The organism is Actinomadura sp. ATCC 39365 (genome assembly GCF_054392275.1).
Map to the genome: position 1 here is coordinate 10,385,408 of NZ_CP184335.1, position 14,781 is coordinate 10,400,188.

A 14,781-nucleotide genomic window follows, 5' to 3' on the forward strand; every position below is an offset into this window, starting at 1 on the left:
CAGGCAGCTTTCGCATGGCGGGCGGCGTGGGCCCCGAGGCAGCGGGTTCCCAGTTTTCCTCCAGGAACTTATGGCACGGTAGAGGTCAGGGTTTATTAGGGTGGCAAAAATCCCGCCCATCCTCCTATGCCCGACTAGTCGTGACTATGAAAGGTTTGCGCGGATGCTCTCGCCCCGCCGATTGGCAGCGGCCGCCGCACTTCTCGCAGTCGTGGCCGCCGGGGTGCTCGCCCTCCTCGTCCTGGCCGGCCTGCTCACCCTCGGTGCGGCGGCGGCCGTCGCGGCGTTCGCGGTCACGCTGGCCGCCCTCGCCCTGCTGCTGCTCACCGTCCGCCGCGTGGACGGCAAGGCGCACCGGATCGACCTGCGCATGAAGAAGCAGGAGGCCGAGCTCGCCCGTACGACGACCGCGGTCAAGAACCTCGAATCCCGGCTGGAGCTGCTGGTCCAGGCCGTCGAGGAGTCGGCCGCGCGGCGGGCCGACGACATCGGGGCGATCCTCGCCTCGCTCGGCGAGGACCGGGTGAACGCCATGACCAGGGCCCGGGAGGTCGAGGAGCTGCGCGAGGAGGTTCGCGCGCTGGCCAAGGGCCTGGCATGATCCGCGTCCGGCACAACGACTACGGGGTGCTGCGCCCGCCCGCGATCGGGGACTGGACGCCCGAGCTGCGCGTGTCCGTGGTCATCCCGGCCTACGACTGCCAGGAGGCGCTGGAGCGCACGGCGTCCGCGCTGGCCGCGCAGACCTATCCGGCCGGGCTCGTCGAGATCGTGGTCGCCGACGACGGCAGCACGCCGCCGGTCGAGCTGCCGGGAGCCCGCGTCGTCCGAGTGGCCGACGGCTGGGGACGGGGCGCGGCCCGGCAGACCGGGCAGCTGGCCGCCACCGGCGAGGTGATCCACTGGCTGGACTCCGACATGATCCTGGCCCCCGACCACCTCGAGGCGCACATGCGCTGGCACCACCTGCTCGACCACGCGGTGGTGATCGGCGACATCCGGTTCGTGACGGCCCCGGGCGAGGAGGGCACGCAGCCGGAGTACACGCGCAAGACCCTGGAGTCGACCCGGATGCTGAAGGACGCGGGGACGAGCGCGTACCTGCTGCACACGGGGGCCTCCACATCGGTGCGCGCCGAGCTGCTGCGCGCGGCGGGCGGCGTGGACACCTCGCTCAACATGGCCGAGGACACCGAGCTGGGGTACCGGCTGGCCCAGGCGGGGGCGGTGTTCGTGCCCGATCCGCAGGCCAGGGCGTGGCACGTCGGGCCGTCCACGGTGATGTCGCGGGAGAAGGAGGTCCACCGGCACAACTGGTCCTACCTGGGCGACCTCGTGCCGCAGCTGCGCTGGCTGCGCAGCCATCCCCGGCGCCACTGGCGGGTGCCGTACGTGCGGGTCGTGGTGAGCGCCACCACGTACGAGGAGACCCGGGCGAGCGTGGACGCGGCGCTGGCGGGCACGCTGCCCGACGCCGCCGTCACCGTCGTCGGCCCCTGGGGCCGGCTGACCGGCGAGCGCCGGTCCAGCCTCGACGACCCGCTGCTGGACCTGCGGCTGCTGCACAACCTGTACGCCCACGAGCCGCGCGTCACGTTCGCGGAAAGCGAACCGGTCAGCGTCGCCCCCACCCCGTTCCTGCTGCGGCTGCCCGCCGGATGGGTCCTCGGGGCCGACACCCTCGCCCGGCTCGTGCGACTGGCCGACGAGGACCTGCTCGGCCTGCTCTGCGTCGCCCTGGCCGAGGACGCGGACGGGGTCGTGGCCGCCCGGCTGGAGCGCACGGCCGCCTTCGCCCGCGCCGCGCGCTACGACGGCGCCGCCGACGACCTGGTGGACGAGCTGTTCGGCGTCCTGTGGGTCGAGGGCGGCGAGCACGGTTTCGGCACCGCCGCGGAGCCTCCGCCGCTGGGCGGCGACCCGGCCAAGTGGCGCGCGCTGGCGGCCCGGCGGCTGGCGGAGACCAAGGAGCTGCGGGCCCAGGTCGACCGGCTCGCCGCCGAGGTCGAGCGCCTGTCCCGCGCGCAGGACGAGGAGGACCCCGCTCCCGGGCCGCTGAGCTCCCTGATCCGGCACCTGCGGAGCGCCGGATGATCGCCGATCAATCGTCCGCCGAGCGGCGGACGGTCACCGCGCTGCTGGCGGAGCTGCCGGAGGCCCGGGTGTTCCTGGCCGGCCTCGAGGGCCACGCCTTCCCGGCCGACGGCGCGGGCCGGGCCGTGGACCTGGACCGGGACCTGCTGGAGCCGCCCGCCGAGCCGGAGTCGGCCGACCACGTCCTCGTGCTCGCCAGGACGCCCGCCGACCTGCGCAGGGTGGCGACCCTGCACAAGCTGCTCCCGCTGGCCGGGCGGGTGGTGGTGTGCGTGCTCGACGCCCCCGCCTCACACCCGGCCCCCGTGCCCACGCCGACCCCCGCGCACCGCTGGCGGTCGCTGACCGACCTGCGGGTGTACCAGCCCAGGAGCCGGGTGTGGGTGGTGGACGCCCGCTTCTCGGCCGCGACGCCCGCCGGCCGTACGGTCACCGCCACCGCCCGCGCCTTCGCCGGGCACCGCCTGGACGTGATCGCCGCACCCGCCGCCGGCATCGCCGGGATCGGCTCGGCCGACTGGCGTCCCGGCGACCCGAACGCCACGCCCGCCGAGGTGAGCGGCCCGGTCCCCGAACGCGTCGGCGCGCCCGGCAGCGACGTCGTGCTCCGCACGCTGGGCGACGACGCCCTCCGCGGCCTGGCCGGCGACGCCCTGCGCCCGCCGGGCGACGGCCGCGCCCCGGACGCGTCCCCGGCCCTGACGCCGGGCGCGTCCGGCGAGCCGGGCGGGATCGGCTGGGCCGGGGATCAGGCGCCCGTCGAACGGCCCACGATCGTCGCCGCGAGCTGGGAGAGCATCGGACGTCCCGGCGGGGCGGGGTCGCCGCTGGCCGATCCCGACGTGCTCGGCGAGCCGTCGATGGTCCCGCCCGTGGACGAGCGGCTGGTGAACCCCCAGGGTTTCGTGACCACCCCGTCCCGGGGCATGGCCGCGCTGACCGAGCGCGACGGCCGCTGGTCGGTGCTGCTCGACGGCAAGGTCGTGACGACGTTCGCCGAGTCGGGCGGGGTCACCGACGCCGACGTGGCCAGGCTCCGGCAGATCCGCGGCGTCGAGGTGAGCTGGCAACATCCGCACAGCGGCCCGCTGGCGGCCGTGCGGGTGCTGGCCGGTCTGGCCGCCGCCGGGGTGCCGCTGGCCACCGGAGCCGTGCCGCGCTGGGCGGGCGCTCTCGGGGACGAGCTGGTCACGCTGCTGCCCGCCGCCCCCGACCTGTCCGACGAGCTGCGGCGCGAGGAGCACAGCATCCGGCTGCGCCGGGCCGCCCTGCGCACCCATGGCGTGGCCGCCCGATGGGAGCAGCTCGGCGCGCCCGCCCCCGCTCCCCCGCTCACCTCCGTCCTGCTGGCCACCCGGCGCGCCGACATGGTGCCGTTCGCCCTGCGGCAGATCGCCCGCCAGCGCGACGCCCAGCTCGAAGTGGTGCTCGCGCTGCACGGCGTCCCGCGGGAGCACCCCGACGTCGCCGCCGCCCTGGCCGCCTTCGGCGGTCCGCTGACCGTGTACGAGGCCGACCCCGCGGCCGTCTTCGGCGAGGTGCTGAACGAGGCCGCCGCCAGGGCCTCCGGCTCGTTCCTGCTCAAGATGGACGACGACGACTGGTACGGCCCCGACTTCCTGGCCGACCTGCTGCTCGCCCACGCCTACTCAGGGGCGCAGGTGGTCGGCACGGTGCCCGAGTTCGTCTACCTGGCCTCGATCGACGTCACCGTGCACCGCAGCCAGGTCACCGAGCAGATCACCAGCTTCGTGGCGGGCGGCACGATCCTGGTGGAGCGTTCGGCGTTCCAGGCCGTGGGCGGTTTCCGGCCGCTGCGCCGCTCGGTGGACACCCAGTTCCAGGAGGCCCTCCAGGCGGCGGGCGGCCAGATCTACCGCACCCACGGCCTGGGCTACATCCTGCGCCGCGGCCCGGCCTCCGCCCACACCTGGCAGGAGCCGATCGGCACGTTCCTGCGCCGCAACCGGCGCCAGTGGCGCGGGTTCCGCCCGAACGCCCTGATGGAGCTGGAGGGGAGCAGCCGCCCATGACCGTCCCGCGCATCCGTGGCAACGACTTCGGCGTCCTCGACCCTCCCGAGCTGGGGGCCTGGGAGCCGGAGCTCGCCGTCACGGTCGTCATCCCGGCGCACGACCGCCAGGAGACCCTGGACCTGACGCTCGCCGCCCTGTCCGCGCAGAGCTACCCGGCGCACCTGCTCGACGTGATCGTGGTGGACGACGGCAGCGCCACCCCCATCCGCCTGCCCGACCTGGCCCCGGGCGGCACCAAGCTGATCTCCAGCCCGCCGGGCGGCTGGGGGCGCGCCTGGGCCGTGCAGGCGGGCCTGGACGCCGCCGCCGGCGAGGTCGTCCTCGTGCTGGACGCCGACATGGTCCCGCACCGGCGGCACGTCGAGGCCCAGCTCCGGTGGCATCACCTGGCCCCGTACGTCGTGGTGCTCGGCTGGATCGACTTCACCTCGGCCGGCCAGCCGCCCACGCCGGAGCAGGTCGTCCAGGCCCTGGACGCGGGGACCGAGGACGGCCTGTTCCCGCTGTCACCGCACCGGCACGACTGGGCCGAGAAGATCATCCACGACCACGACGGCCTGCGTACGGCCTCCGGCGCGACGGCCGCCCGCGTGCACGTGGGGGCCACGGCGTCGTACCCGGCGGCGCTGCTGCGCTCGATCGGCGGCCTGGACACCTCGCTGGTGCTGGCCGAGGACACCGAGCTGGGGTACCGGCTTGTGCAGGCGGGGGCGGTGTTCGTCCCGGACCCGCAGGCGCGGGCGTGGCACGTCGGCCTGCCGACCGCGATGCGCGACGTCGCCGCGTTGAAGCGGTACAACGACCCCTACGTGGCCGACCGGGTTCCCTACCGGCGGTATCTGCGGACGGATCCGGGGCGGCAGTGGCTGGTGCCGTACGTGGAGGCGGTGGTGACGGCGGGCGGTTACGAGGACACCCGCGCCACCGCGGACGCCCTGCTCGCCTCCTCCGTCCCCGACGTGCGCCTCACCCTCACGGGCCCCTGGCCCGCGCTGCCCACCGGACGCCGCTCGCCCCTGCGCGACCCCGACCTGGACCTGCGCCTGCTCAAGGCCACCTTCGAGCACGACCCACGAGTGCGGCTGGCCACCGAACCGCCTCCTGGGCCACCCGCCGGCACGACGGCCCCCTTCCGCCTGACCGTGCCGCCCGGCTGGACCCTCTCCCCCGGCACGCTCGAACGCCTGATCGCCCACCTGGACGAGCACGACCTCGGCAGCCTGTGCCTGGCCCTGGACGAGACCCCGGAGGGCGTGGTCGCCGCCCGCCTCGACCGTACGGCCGCCCTGTCCAGAGCCGCCCTGGTCGCCACCCCCGACGACCACCCGGACGACCTGATCGACACCCTGTACGGCCTGGAATGGGCCGACGGCGCGTCGTGGGGCCTGCGCCGCCGCCCCGACGTCTATCCGCCGCGCCGGCCGCCGGTCGCCGAGCTAGCCCTGCTCACCACCCGCCACGAGAAGGACCTGACCCTCCACCGCAAGCGCGTCGCCGCTCTGCGCGCCGAGATCGCCCAGCTGCGCCGGGAGGCCGCCAAGAACGGCAGGGACGCCTCCCGCTGGCGGGAGAAGGCCGAGAGCTGGCGGCGCGAGGCGATGCGGCTGGCCCGCGAACAGAACCGCACGGTCCTGAAACGGGCCGTACGCCGCGTCCGCGACCTGGCCTTCCCCGCCCGCTGACCGGGCGGGGCGGGCGTCAGTCGTCGCCCTCCACGCGCATCACGCCGGCGACCGCGCGGACGATGTCGAGCTCGCGCAGCCCCTCCATGGTCGCCGTGAGGGCCGCGTCGGTGGCGCGGTGGCTGACGATGACGAGCTGGGCGTCGTCGCCGTGCCCCTCCTGGCGGACGGTCTGGATGGACACGTCGTGCTTGGCGAACAGGTCGGCCACCCGCGCCAGCACGCCCGGCTTGTCGGCCACGTCGAGCGCCACGTGGCAGCGCGTGACCGTGTCGCCCATCGGGTGGACGGCCAGGTCGGCGTAGGTGGACTCCTCGGGCCCGTGGGTGCCGGCCAGCCGGTTGCGGCCGACGGCCACGAGGTCGCCGAGCACGGCCGAGGCCGTCGGCGCGCCGCCGGCGCCCTTGCCGTAGAACATGAGCTGCCCGGCCGACTCGGCCTCCACGAACACCGCGTTGTACGCCTCGCGCACCCCCGCGAGCGGGTGGGTCCGCGGGATCATCGCCGGGTGCACCCGCACGCCGAACGAACGGCCGTCGTCGGAGCGCTGGCAGATGGCCAGCAGCTTGATGACGTAGCCCATGGCCTTGGCGGAGGCGACGTCGGTCGCGGTGATCTCGGTGATGCCCTCGCGGTGCACCTTGTCGGCGGTGACCCGGCTGTGGAAGGCCAGGCCGGCCAGGATCGCGGCCTTGGCGGCGGCGTCGAAGCCCTCGACGTCGGCCGTCGGGTCGGCCTCGGCATAGCCGAGCGTCTGGGCCTCCTCCAGGGCGTCGGTGAAGGACGCGCCCGTGGTGTCCATCTTGTCGAGGATGTAGTTGGTGGTGCCGTTGACGATGCCGAGCACGCGCTTGACGTGGTCGCCGGCCAGCGACTCGCGCAGCGGGCGCAGCAGCGGGATCGCGCCGGCCACGCTGGCCTCGAAGTAGAGGTCGCCGCCGCCCCGGCGGGCCGCCTCGTGCAGGGACGAGCCGTCCTCCGCCAGCAGGGCCTTGTTGGCGGTGACGACCGACTTGCCGCGTTCGAGGGCGGCCACGATGAGCGTGCGGGCCGGCTCGATGCCGCCGATCACCTCGACGACGATGTCGATGTCGTCGCGGGTGACCAGGGACTCGGCGTCGGTGGTCAGCAGCGCCGGGTCGACCTCGATGTCACGCTTGCGCCCGAGCCTGCGCACGGCCACGCCGGCCAGCTCGAGCGGGGCGCCGATGCGCGCGGCCAGGTCGTCGGCCTGCTCGTGCAGGAGCCTGATGACCTGCGAGCCGACGACGCCGCAGCCCAGCAGAGCCACTTTCAGCGGTTTCACAGCTGCCCCCTCAACAGGTCGTCCTCGGTCTCGCCCGCCACGATCACCCGGGCCGCGCCGTCGGCGACGGCGACCACGGCGGGCCTGGGCAGGTAGTTGTAGTTGCTGGCCAGCGAGCGGCAGTAGGCGCCGGTCGCGGCCACCGCGACCAGGTCGCCGGGCGCCAGGTCGGCGGGCAGGTGGCAGTCGCGCACGAGGATGTCGCCGCTCTCGCAGTGCTTGCCGACCAGGCGGCTGAGCATGGGCTCGGCGTCGCTGGCGCGGCTGACGAGGGTGGCGGTGTACTCGGCGCCGTAGAGGGCGGTGCGCACGTTGTCGCTCATGCCGCCGTCGACGCTGACGTACGTGCGCAGGCCCTCGACGTCCTTGACCGTGCCGACCTCGTAGAGGGTGATGCCACCGGGACCCACGATGGTGCGGCCCGGCTCGACGGTCAGGCGCGGCACCGGCAGGCCGGCGTCGGCGCAGACCTTCGTGACGATCTCGCGCAGGCCGTCGGCCAGCTCCTTGATGTCGGGGGCCTCGTCGCCGTCGACGTAGGCGATGCCGTAGCCGCCGCCGAGGTCGAGCTCCGGCAGGACGACGTCGTGCTCGTCCTTGATCTGCACGAGCAGCGTGGCCAGCCGCCGCGCGGCCACCTCGAACCCGGCGGTGTCGACGATCTGCGACCCGATGTGGGAGTGGAGGCCGACCAGGTCGAGCTGCGGCAGCGCGAGGATGCGGCGCACGGCCTCGGCCGCCGCGCCGGTGTTGAGCGACAGGCCGAACTTCTGGTCGTCGTGGGCCGTGGCGATGAACTCGTGGGTGTGGGCCTCGACCCCGGTGGTCACCCGGATCATCACCTTGGGCCGCTTGCCGAGCTGCTCGGCGAGGTAGCCGAGGCGGGCGATCTCCTCGTAGGAGTCGACCACGATGTGCCCGACGCCGCTTTCCAGGGCGCGGGTCAGCTCGGCCTTGGACTTGTTGTTGCCGTGGAGGGTGATGCGCTCGGGCGGGAAGCCGACGCTGAGCGCCACCGCCAGCTCGCCGCCGCTGGCGACGTCGAGCCCGAGGCCCTCGTCGGCCAGCCAGCGCACGATCTCCTTGCACAGGAACGCCTTGCCCGCGTAGTGGACCTCGGAGCCCTGGAAGGCCGTGGCGTAGTCGCGCATGCGTGAGCGTACGTCGGCCTCGTCGAGGACGTAGAGCGGCGTGCCGAACTCGCGGGCCAGGTCGCGCACGTCGACGCCGCCGACCGTGAGTGTGCCGTCGGTCCGGGTCGACGTTCGGGGCCAGATCGTGGGGTCGATCCGGTTGAGGTCGGCGGGCGCCATCGGGGGGCGCTCGTGGGGCAGCATCTCGGCGTGCCGGTCCCCGGCTGGATGGACGAAGCTCACCCGATCGAGGCTATCGGAACCGCCACCCCTTCCAGGACCGCTGCCCACGTATCGAGACGCGATCAAGGTCCACAAGCAAAATATTCACGATTTTTCGCGCTTTAGCCGGATATTTTACGATCCATCACAATCTTTCCGGCCCAACCAGTACCCCCCGGACGGCCTCCGCGAGCCGCAACCGGGCCGTGTGCACCGGCCGGACCGGCTCGTCGCCCATCGGGACGGCGGGGGCGTGCTCGTGGGCGTCGTGGTAGGCCAGCGCCAGCCGGACCGCGAAGGCGTCCCAGCCGGGGTCGCGGCTGACGGCGCGTCCGGGCAGCTCGGCCAGCACCCGCAGCACCCGGCGGTCGTAGGGCCCGTCGAGCAGCTCGGGCCGGAACCCCGTGCGCGGCACCCCCAGCTCCCCGGCCCACCGCCGCACCGCGCAGGCGCGGGCATGGGCGTACCGGACGACGAAGCCGGGGTTGTCCCATGTGCGCGGGAAGTCGGGCCAGCCGGGCTCGGGCAGGTCCGGCGGGTTCAGCGACTCGACCAGCCGTCCCGGCACGTCCACGACGATGCGCAGGAAGCCGTTCGGCCGCGCCTGCGCCCCGGCCACCCCCTCCACCGCCCGCACCCGCGCGGCCAGCTCGGCCGGCGGGACGCGGCGGCGCAGCGCGGCGGCCGACACGTAGACGGCCTCCCGCTCCCACGTGCCCTCGGGCGCCGGCGGCTCCCCCAGCACCTCCTCCAGCGCCTCGGCCAGCAGGTCGGTCATCGCCTCAGCGTAGGCGTCAGATCAGCGCGTGCGGCTCCGCCGAGCCGTACTCGACCAGTTGGGCCGCGCCCAGCAGCCAGCGGTCCTCGTCGCGCACCCGCACGTAGCCGAACCGGTCGGCGGAGAAGACCTTGACGCCGTCGGTGCGGCACTGGCGCATCATGACCTCGTCCCAGCCCTCGGTGAGGTCGGCGAAACCCAGCTCGCGCAGGGCGTTCCTGCGGGCGAGCAGGGTGGCCCCGGCGATCTCGGGGAGGTAGGCGTACTCGGCCTCGGGCTGCTTGAGCAGGGTCGCCTGGGGCTTGCGCAGGTGGGCGTAGAAGGCCGCCTTGCCGACGATGTCGGCCGTGCTGAACAGGAAGGCCCGCCGCAGGTCGGACAGGTAGTGCGGGCCGTAGACGTCGCGCGGGTCCATGACCGCGACCAGGTCGGCCTCGCACAGGTCGAGGCCCTTGGCCAGCATCGCGCCCTCGCTCATGGCGGGGTGGGGGCGCCGGTACAGCACCTCGGCGTCGGTCAGCACGTCGCGGGCGCGCAGCTCGGCCTCGGGCGGCCCGATGACGATCACCTGGGCCACGCCCGACTGCCTGGCCACCTGCGCCAGCGCGTGCTCCATGAGCGACGGGTCGAGGATCGGCAGCAGCACGGAGGTGTCGAGGGTGGCGCGGGCGCCGGGCAGGCCGATGGCCTCCAGCAGCTCGTCCACGCGCTCGGTCATCGTCCCGGTGCCGTACGCCCGGCGCAGCGCCACGTGCGCCCGCCGCGAGTCCGGCTCGGTGCCGATCGGCGTGCCGCAGGCGGCGATCTCGGCCAGCCGCCACTGCGGCGTGCCGGGCGGGCATTCGGCCGCGGCCGGCCAGCGGTAGGAGGTGAGCACGTCGGGATAGGCCAGGTGCGGTGGCAGGAGCTGGTCGAGCGTGAGCACCCGGTCGACCCGCCCGCCGGCCAGCGGCAGCGGGTTGTGCACCCGGGGCTGCACGCCGAAGTGCAGGCGCGGCCACGGGACCGTGGTGTCGCTGGTGAAGCGGTGCTCGAACAGCTCGGCCGCGGCGGCGTAGTCGGCCACGTCACCCTGGGTGTGCCAGAAGACGGTACGGATGCCGCGCTCGGCGCACCAGGCCAGCAGCGCCCTGAGCCCCTCGCCCGGCTCGCCGGTCAGCTCCTCCAGCCACGGCCCCTGCGTGACGGACTCCACCACGAGCAGGTGGGGCACCTCCAGCGGCAGCACGCGGGCGAAGTCCCGCGGCGTGAACCCGGTCGTCTGGCGCCACTCGTAGCGCAGCAGCGCCTCGACGTGCGGATCGGCGACGACGGCGGCGGTCAGGTGCGGGCGGGTGTTGGGCCCGGTGGGGATCCGGTACGGCTTGAGCTTGAACGAGGCCCCGCCCAGCGTCCTGGTCGTGCTGGTGGCCTGGAACGACGCCCCGGGACGCGCCTCCTTGACCCCCTGGACGGCCACCGGCCGCCGCTTGGGCGCGCTGGGCCGCTTGACCGGCCTGGCCGCGCCCCTGAGCCCCTTGGCCAGGCGCATCGGGTTGTTCTTGCCGCTCTTGATGGCGTCGCCGAGCCGGTTCCAGCGGGCGACCTTGATCGAGGACAGCTTCCAGTTGGCCACCTCGGCCTGGAAGCGCTGCTCGGCCAGCTCCTTGCGCAGCCTGTCGGCCGCGGCCCGCTCGGCCTCCAGCCGTTCCTCGGCCTCGCTCAGCTGCTCGGCCAGCTTCCTGGCCTCCTCGGCGCTCTCCTCGGCGGCCGCCAGCCTGGACTGCGCGGCGTCCAGCAGCCTGGCCAGTTCGGCCGCGCGCTCGGCCTGCGCGACAGCTTCCCGCAACGCCCGACGCGTGCTTTCCAGCTCGGTAGACAACCGGACCTCCGCTCTCTTAGCCCGGCAAAGGATACTCTTTTGCAGGAAGCGTCTCGAAGGGATGAGATCCGGTGCAGTTCAACGTGCGACCCTACGTATGCGGCGCTCTCGGCCGGATCGACACCTCCATACTGGGCAAACTCACCGCCGCGGGCCCCAAGGTGCGGCCCGCGCTCCAGACGGACGAGGCCGCGCTGTTCAGCTCGACGCCGCTGCCGCCGTACCACCGGGCGGGCGGCGCGTTCGCGTTCTCGTGGGGCGAGCGCAAGCCGGCCGCCGCCGAGGACTGGATCACGGTCGCGGAGACGTACGAGACGCCCGGCCTGATCGGCGACGGCGCCCGGGTGGCGCTGCACGCGGGCGCTCTGGGCCTGGTCGACGTCTACTACGTGCGCCAGGGCGACGCGGTCTACTTCTCCTCGCTGATCCAGCCGCTGCTCAGCCTGGTGGCCATCGAGATCGACTGGGCCGCCCGGGCCTCGATCATCCAGGTGACGTTCCCGCTGGGCGAGGCGACCCCGTACCGGGAGGTCAGGCGGCTGCCGGGGTCGAGCGCGCTGGTGTTCGAGCACGGCCGCCTGGCCACCGAGCGCCGGTTGCCGCGCTGGCTGCGCACCGAGCCGTACGAGGCGTGGACCAGCCCCGAGGAGATCGTCGAGCTGCTCCACCACGTCTACGAGGACTACGACGGCCGCAAGCTGCTCGTGCCGGTCAGCGGCGGCTACGACTCGCGCCTGCTGGCGAGCGTGGCCGTGGCCCGCGGCGCCGACGTCGAGTCGTGGACCACCAGCCCCGACGACGGCACCGACACCGACATCGCCTTCGCCAGGGCGATCACCCGCGAGCTGGGCATCCCGCACCGGGTCGTCACCCAGGACGCCGCCGCCTACCCCGGCGACGCCGCCGAGGTGGCCCGCCGGCTGGAGTACCTGACGCCGCACCACGCCTGGTACGCGCCGTTCGCCAAGGAGGTGCACGGCGCGGGCCGCATCCTGGTCGACGGCCTGGCCGGCGGCCCGCTGCTGAAGAACTTCATGGTCAGCGGCGCCGCGCTGGAGGCCAGGACGCAGGCCGAGCGGTCGGCGGCGCTGCTCGGCTCGCTGTCGCTGGGCGCACCCGCGCAGCCGTTCCTGTCCAAGGCCGCCGCGCAGTGGATGGAGGAGACCGTGCGCGAGCAGTTCGCGGCGGCCACCTCGATGCTCCACGGCCACCGGGCCGAGCTGCCGCTGTCGGTGCTGCACACCAGGACCGTGCGCGGCATCGCGCGTTCGGCGGTGAACCTGGTGGGCCCGGAGGCGTCGTTCGCGGCGCCCTTCATCCACCCCGCCTTCTTCGACGCCGCGCTCAGCGTCGGCGTCGCGCGCAAGGACAAGGGCCGCTTCTACCGCGAGGTGCTGCACGCGGCCAACCCGAGGGTGGCCGCGCTGCCCTCCACGAACGTGGTCAAGCAGCCGCTCCAGCGGGTGCCCCTGCGTTCCACGGCCGCGCCGGCGCGGGCCTACTCCCACGGGATGCTCGAAGTCGTGGCCCGGCGCGTGCCCGGAATGCTCTCCGACGAGCTGCACGAGGTGATCGCCGGCGGGCCCGACGCGCTGACCCGGTTCAACGGCTGGAACGACCGTTTCTGGGTGCGCGGACTGGTGCTTTTCGGACTCTGGCTGAACGACTTCGAGAACGACCTCCCGGACGTCACCGCACCTTTTTAGTGAACTCTGGGTAACAGGGCGATTACATACGGATCTCGCGGGTATTACACGTCGCACAGCAGAAGCGGGTTCCGGAAAGCCACCGGGCTGGTAGTGTTCGGCCCGTAAGCGCCGCAACAAACGGGCACCAGATCACAAATCCGGTCTCGTTCGAGGGCATGGAGTTCGCAGGGATGACGACTCCACGCGGCGCGGTCACCAGCTAAGAACGCCGGGGTAACCGGTGACTTCGTCCTGCCCACATCTCTTCCTGTGAGCGACATCATGATCAACGCATCCCCATCACCGGAGTCGATCTCTGAGGCTTTCGTCTCGGAAGATCCGCGATGGTACAAGCGGGCGGTGTTCTACGAGGTTCTCGTCCGGGGGTTCAAGGACTCCAACGGTGACGGCACGGGCGACCTGCGCGGTCTCATCGAGAAGCTCGGGTACCTGGAATGGCTCGGCGTCGACTGCCTCTGGTTGCTGCCGCTGTACGAGTCCCCGCTGCGCGATGGCGGTTATGACATTTCGGACTATATGAAGATCCTTCCGGATTTTGGCGACCTGGGAGACTTCGTGCAGTTGATCGAGGCCGCGCACGAGCGGGGCCTGCGGATCATCACCGACCTGGTCATGAACCACACCAGCGACAGGCACCCGTGGTTCCAGGCTTCCAGGCATGACCCGGAGGGGCCCTACGGGGACTTCTACGTCTGGTCCGACGAGCCCACCGGCTATCCGGACGCGCCGATCATCTTCATCGGCGCCGAGGAGTCCAACTGGACGTACGACCCTGTGCGCAAGCAGTACTACTGGCACCGTTTCTTCCACCACCAGCCGGACCTGAACTATGACAACCCGGCGGTGCAGGAGGCCATGCTGGAGGTCCTGCGGTTCTGGCTCGACCTGGGCATCGACGGCTTCCGCCTCGACGCGGTGCCGTACCTGTTCGAGCGTGAGGGCACGGCGTGCTCGGGGCTGCCCGAGACGCACGCGTACCTGAAGAAGATCCGCTCGGAGGTCGACCGGCTCTACCCCGACCGGGTGCTGCTGGCCGAGGCCAACGGCTGGCCCGAGGACGTCGTGGAGTACTTCGGCGACCCCACCACCGGCGGCGACGAGTGCCACATGGCCTTCCACTTCCCGCTGATGCCGCGCATCTACATGGCGGTGAAGAAGGAGACCCGCGAGCCGATCTCCGAGATCATGTCCCGCACCCCCAAGCTGCCCGACACGGCACAGTGGGGCATCTTCCTGCGCAACCACGACGAGCTCACGCTCGAGACGGTGACCGAGGAAGAGCGCGACTACATGCACAAGGAGTACGCCAAAGACCCGCGCATGCGGGCCTACCTCGGCATCCGGCGTCGCCTGGCGCCCCTGCTGGACAACAACCGGGACCTGATCGAGCTGTTCACGGCGCTGTTGTTGTCGCTGCCGGGCTCGCCGGTCATGTACTACGGCGACGAGATCGGCATGGGCGACAACATCTGGCTGGAGGACCGCGACTCGGTCCGCACGCCGATGCAGTGGAGCCCCGACCGCAACGCCGGGTTCTCCTCGGCCGACCCGGGCCGCCTCTACCTGCCGGCCGTCATGGACCCGATCTACGGCTTCCAGGCGGTCAACGTGGAGGCCCAGCAGCGCCACGAGGGCTCCCTGCTGCACTTCACCCGGCGCATGCTGGAGATCCGCAAGAACCACCCGGTGTTCGGCCTCGGCGCCTACACCGAAATGTGGTCCTCCAACCCGTGCGTGCTCACGTACGTGCGCGAGGACCGCGACGACGTGATGCTCTGCGTCAACAACCTGTCGAAGTTCCCGCAGCCCGTCGAGCTGGACCTGCGCAGGTTCGAGGGCATGGTGCCGGTCGAGGCCCGCGGCGGGGTGCGCTTCCCGAAGATCGGTGAGCTGCCCTACCTGCTGACCCTGCCGGGCCACGGCTTCTACTGGTTCGCGCTGAAGCCCGGGGACTGAGCAC

Annotated in this window: 10 protein-coding genes; 6 read left to right on the top strand and 4 right to left on the bottom strand. The window is 72.9% G+C overall.

The window, feature by feature from the left end:
• Positions 1-163: 163 nt before the first annotated feature.
• Genes ACNF49_RS49620 through ACNF49_RS49635 form a run of 4 tightly spaced genes read left to right on the top strand, consistent with a single transcriptional unit; the run spans position 164 to position 5,812 of the window.
• Positions 164-601 (top strand): hypothetical protein, encoded by a 438-nt coding sequence (locus ACNF49_RS49620; RefSeq protein ID WP_357971037.1) that lies wholly within the window; start codon positions 164-166, stop codon positions 599-601.
• Positions 598-2,094, top strand: coding sequence for a glycosyltransferase family 2 protein (locus ACNF49_RS49625; protein ID WP_482942023.1), 1,497 nt, complete (start codon positions 598-600; stop codon positions 2,092-2,094). The genes ACNF49_RS49620 and ACNF49_RS49625 overlap by 4 nt, the downstream gene beginning before the upstream one ends.
• Positions 2,091-4,127 (top strand): glycosyltransferase, encoded by a 2,037-nt coding sequence (locus ACNF49_RS49630; protein ID WP_482942024.1) that lies wholly within the window; start codon positions 2,091-2,093, stop codon positions 4,125-4,127. Before ACNF49_RS49625 ends, ACNF49_RS49630 begins: the two co-directional genes overlap by 4 nt.
• Positions 4,124-5,812, top strand: coding sequence for a glycosyltransferase family 2 protein (locus ACNF49_RS49635; RefSeq protein ID WP_482942025.1), 1,689 nt, complete (start codon positions 4,124-4,126; stop codon positions 5,810-5,812). Before ACNF49_RS49630 ends, ACNF49_RS49635 begins: the two co-directional genes overlap by 4 nt.
• Before the next feature lie 16 nt (positions 5,813-5,828).
• On the opposite strand, the gene ACNF49_RS49640 is transcribed toward ACNF49_RS49635, so the two are convergent.
• From ACNF49_RS49640 to ACNF49_RS49655, 4 genes are all read right to left on the bottom strand, one after another.
• Positions 5,829-7,118: a homoserine dehydrogenase gene (locus ACNF49_RS49640; protein ID WP_482942026.1), complete on the bottom strand. Its 1,290-nt coding sequence runs from the start codon at positions 7,116-7,118 to the stop codon at positions 5,829-5,831.
• Positions 7,115-8,455, bottom strand: coding sequence for a diaminopimelate decarboxylase (lysA, locus tag ACNF49_RS49645; protein WP_482945690.1), 1,341 nt, complete (start codon positions 8,453-8,455; stop codon positions 7,115-7,117). The genes ACNF49_RS49640 and lysA overlap by 4 nt, the downstream gene beginning before the upstream one ends.
• Before the next feature lie 163 nt (positions 8,456-8,618).
• Positions 8,619-9,251: an anticodon-binding protein gene (locus ACNF49_RS49650; protein WP_482942027.1), complete on the bottom strand. Its 633-nt coding sequence runs from the start codon at positions 9,249-9,251 to the stop codon at positions 8,619-8,621.
• A 16-nt stretch (positions 9,252-9,267) separates the two neighbouring features.
• Positions 9,268-11,079, bottom strand: coding sequence for a hypothetical protein (locus tag ACNF49_RS49655; protein ID WP_357971031.1), 1,812 nt, complete (start codon positions 11,077-11,079; stop codon positions 9,268-9,270).
• 116 nt (positions 11,080-11,195) lie between these two features.
• Between ACNF49_RS49655 and ACNF49_RS49660 the strand changes: the two genes are divergently transcribed.
• Both ACNF49_RS49660 and treS read left to right on the top strand, forming a co-directional pair.
• Positions 11,196-12,818: an asparagine synthetase B family protein gene (locus tag ACNF49_RS49660; protein ID WP_482942028.1), complete on the top strand. Its 1,623-nt coding sequence runs from the start codon at positions 11,196-11,198 to the stop codon at positions 12,816-12,818.
• Positions 12,819-13,082: 264 nt separating this feature from the next.
• Positions 13,083-14,777 (top strand): maltose alpha-D-glucosyltransferase, encoded by a 1,695-nt coding sequence (treS, locus tag ACNF49_RS49665; protein WP_357971029.1) that lies wholly within the window; start codon positions 13,083-13,085, stop codon positions 14,775-14,777.
• Positions 14,778-14,781: the final 4 nt, after the last annotated feature.

Coding starts and splice junctions, on each gene's coding strand:
- ACNF49_RS49630 (WP_482942024.1), top strand. CDS start 2,091: ATGATCGCCGATCAATCGTCCGCCGAGCGGCGGACGGTCACCGCGCTG.
- ACNF49_RS49635 (WP_482942025.1), top strand. CDS start 4,124: ATGACCGTCCCGCGCATCCGTGGCAACGACTTCGGCGTCCTCGACCCT.
- ACNF49_RS49620 (WP_357971037.1), top strand. CDS start 164: ATGCTCTCGCCCCGCCGATTGGCAGCGGCCGCCGCACTTCTCGCAGTC.
- ACNF49_RS49625 (WP_482942023.1), top strand. CDS start 598: ATGATCCGCGTCCGGCACAACGACTACGGGGTGCTGCGCCCGCCCGCG.
- lysA (WP_482945690.1), bottom strand. CDS start 8,455: ATGCTGCCCCACGAGCGCCCCCCGATGGCGCCCGCCGACCTCAACCGG.
- ACNF49_RS49650 (WP_482942027.1), bottom strand. CDS start 9,251: ATGACCGACCTGCTGGCCGAGGCGCTGGAGGAGGTGCTGGGGGAGCCG.
- treS (WP_357971029.1), top strand. CDS start 13,083: ATGATCAACGCATCCCCATCACCGGAGTCGATCTCTGAGGCTTTCGTC.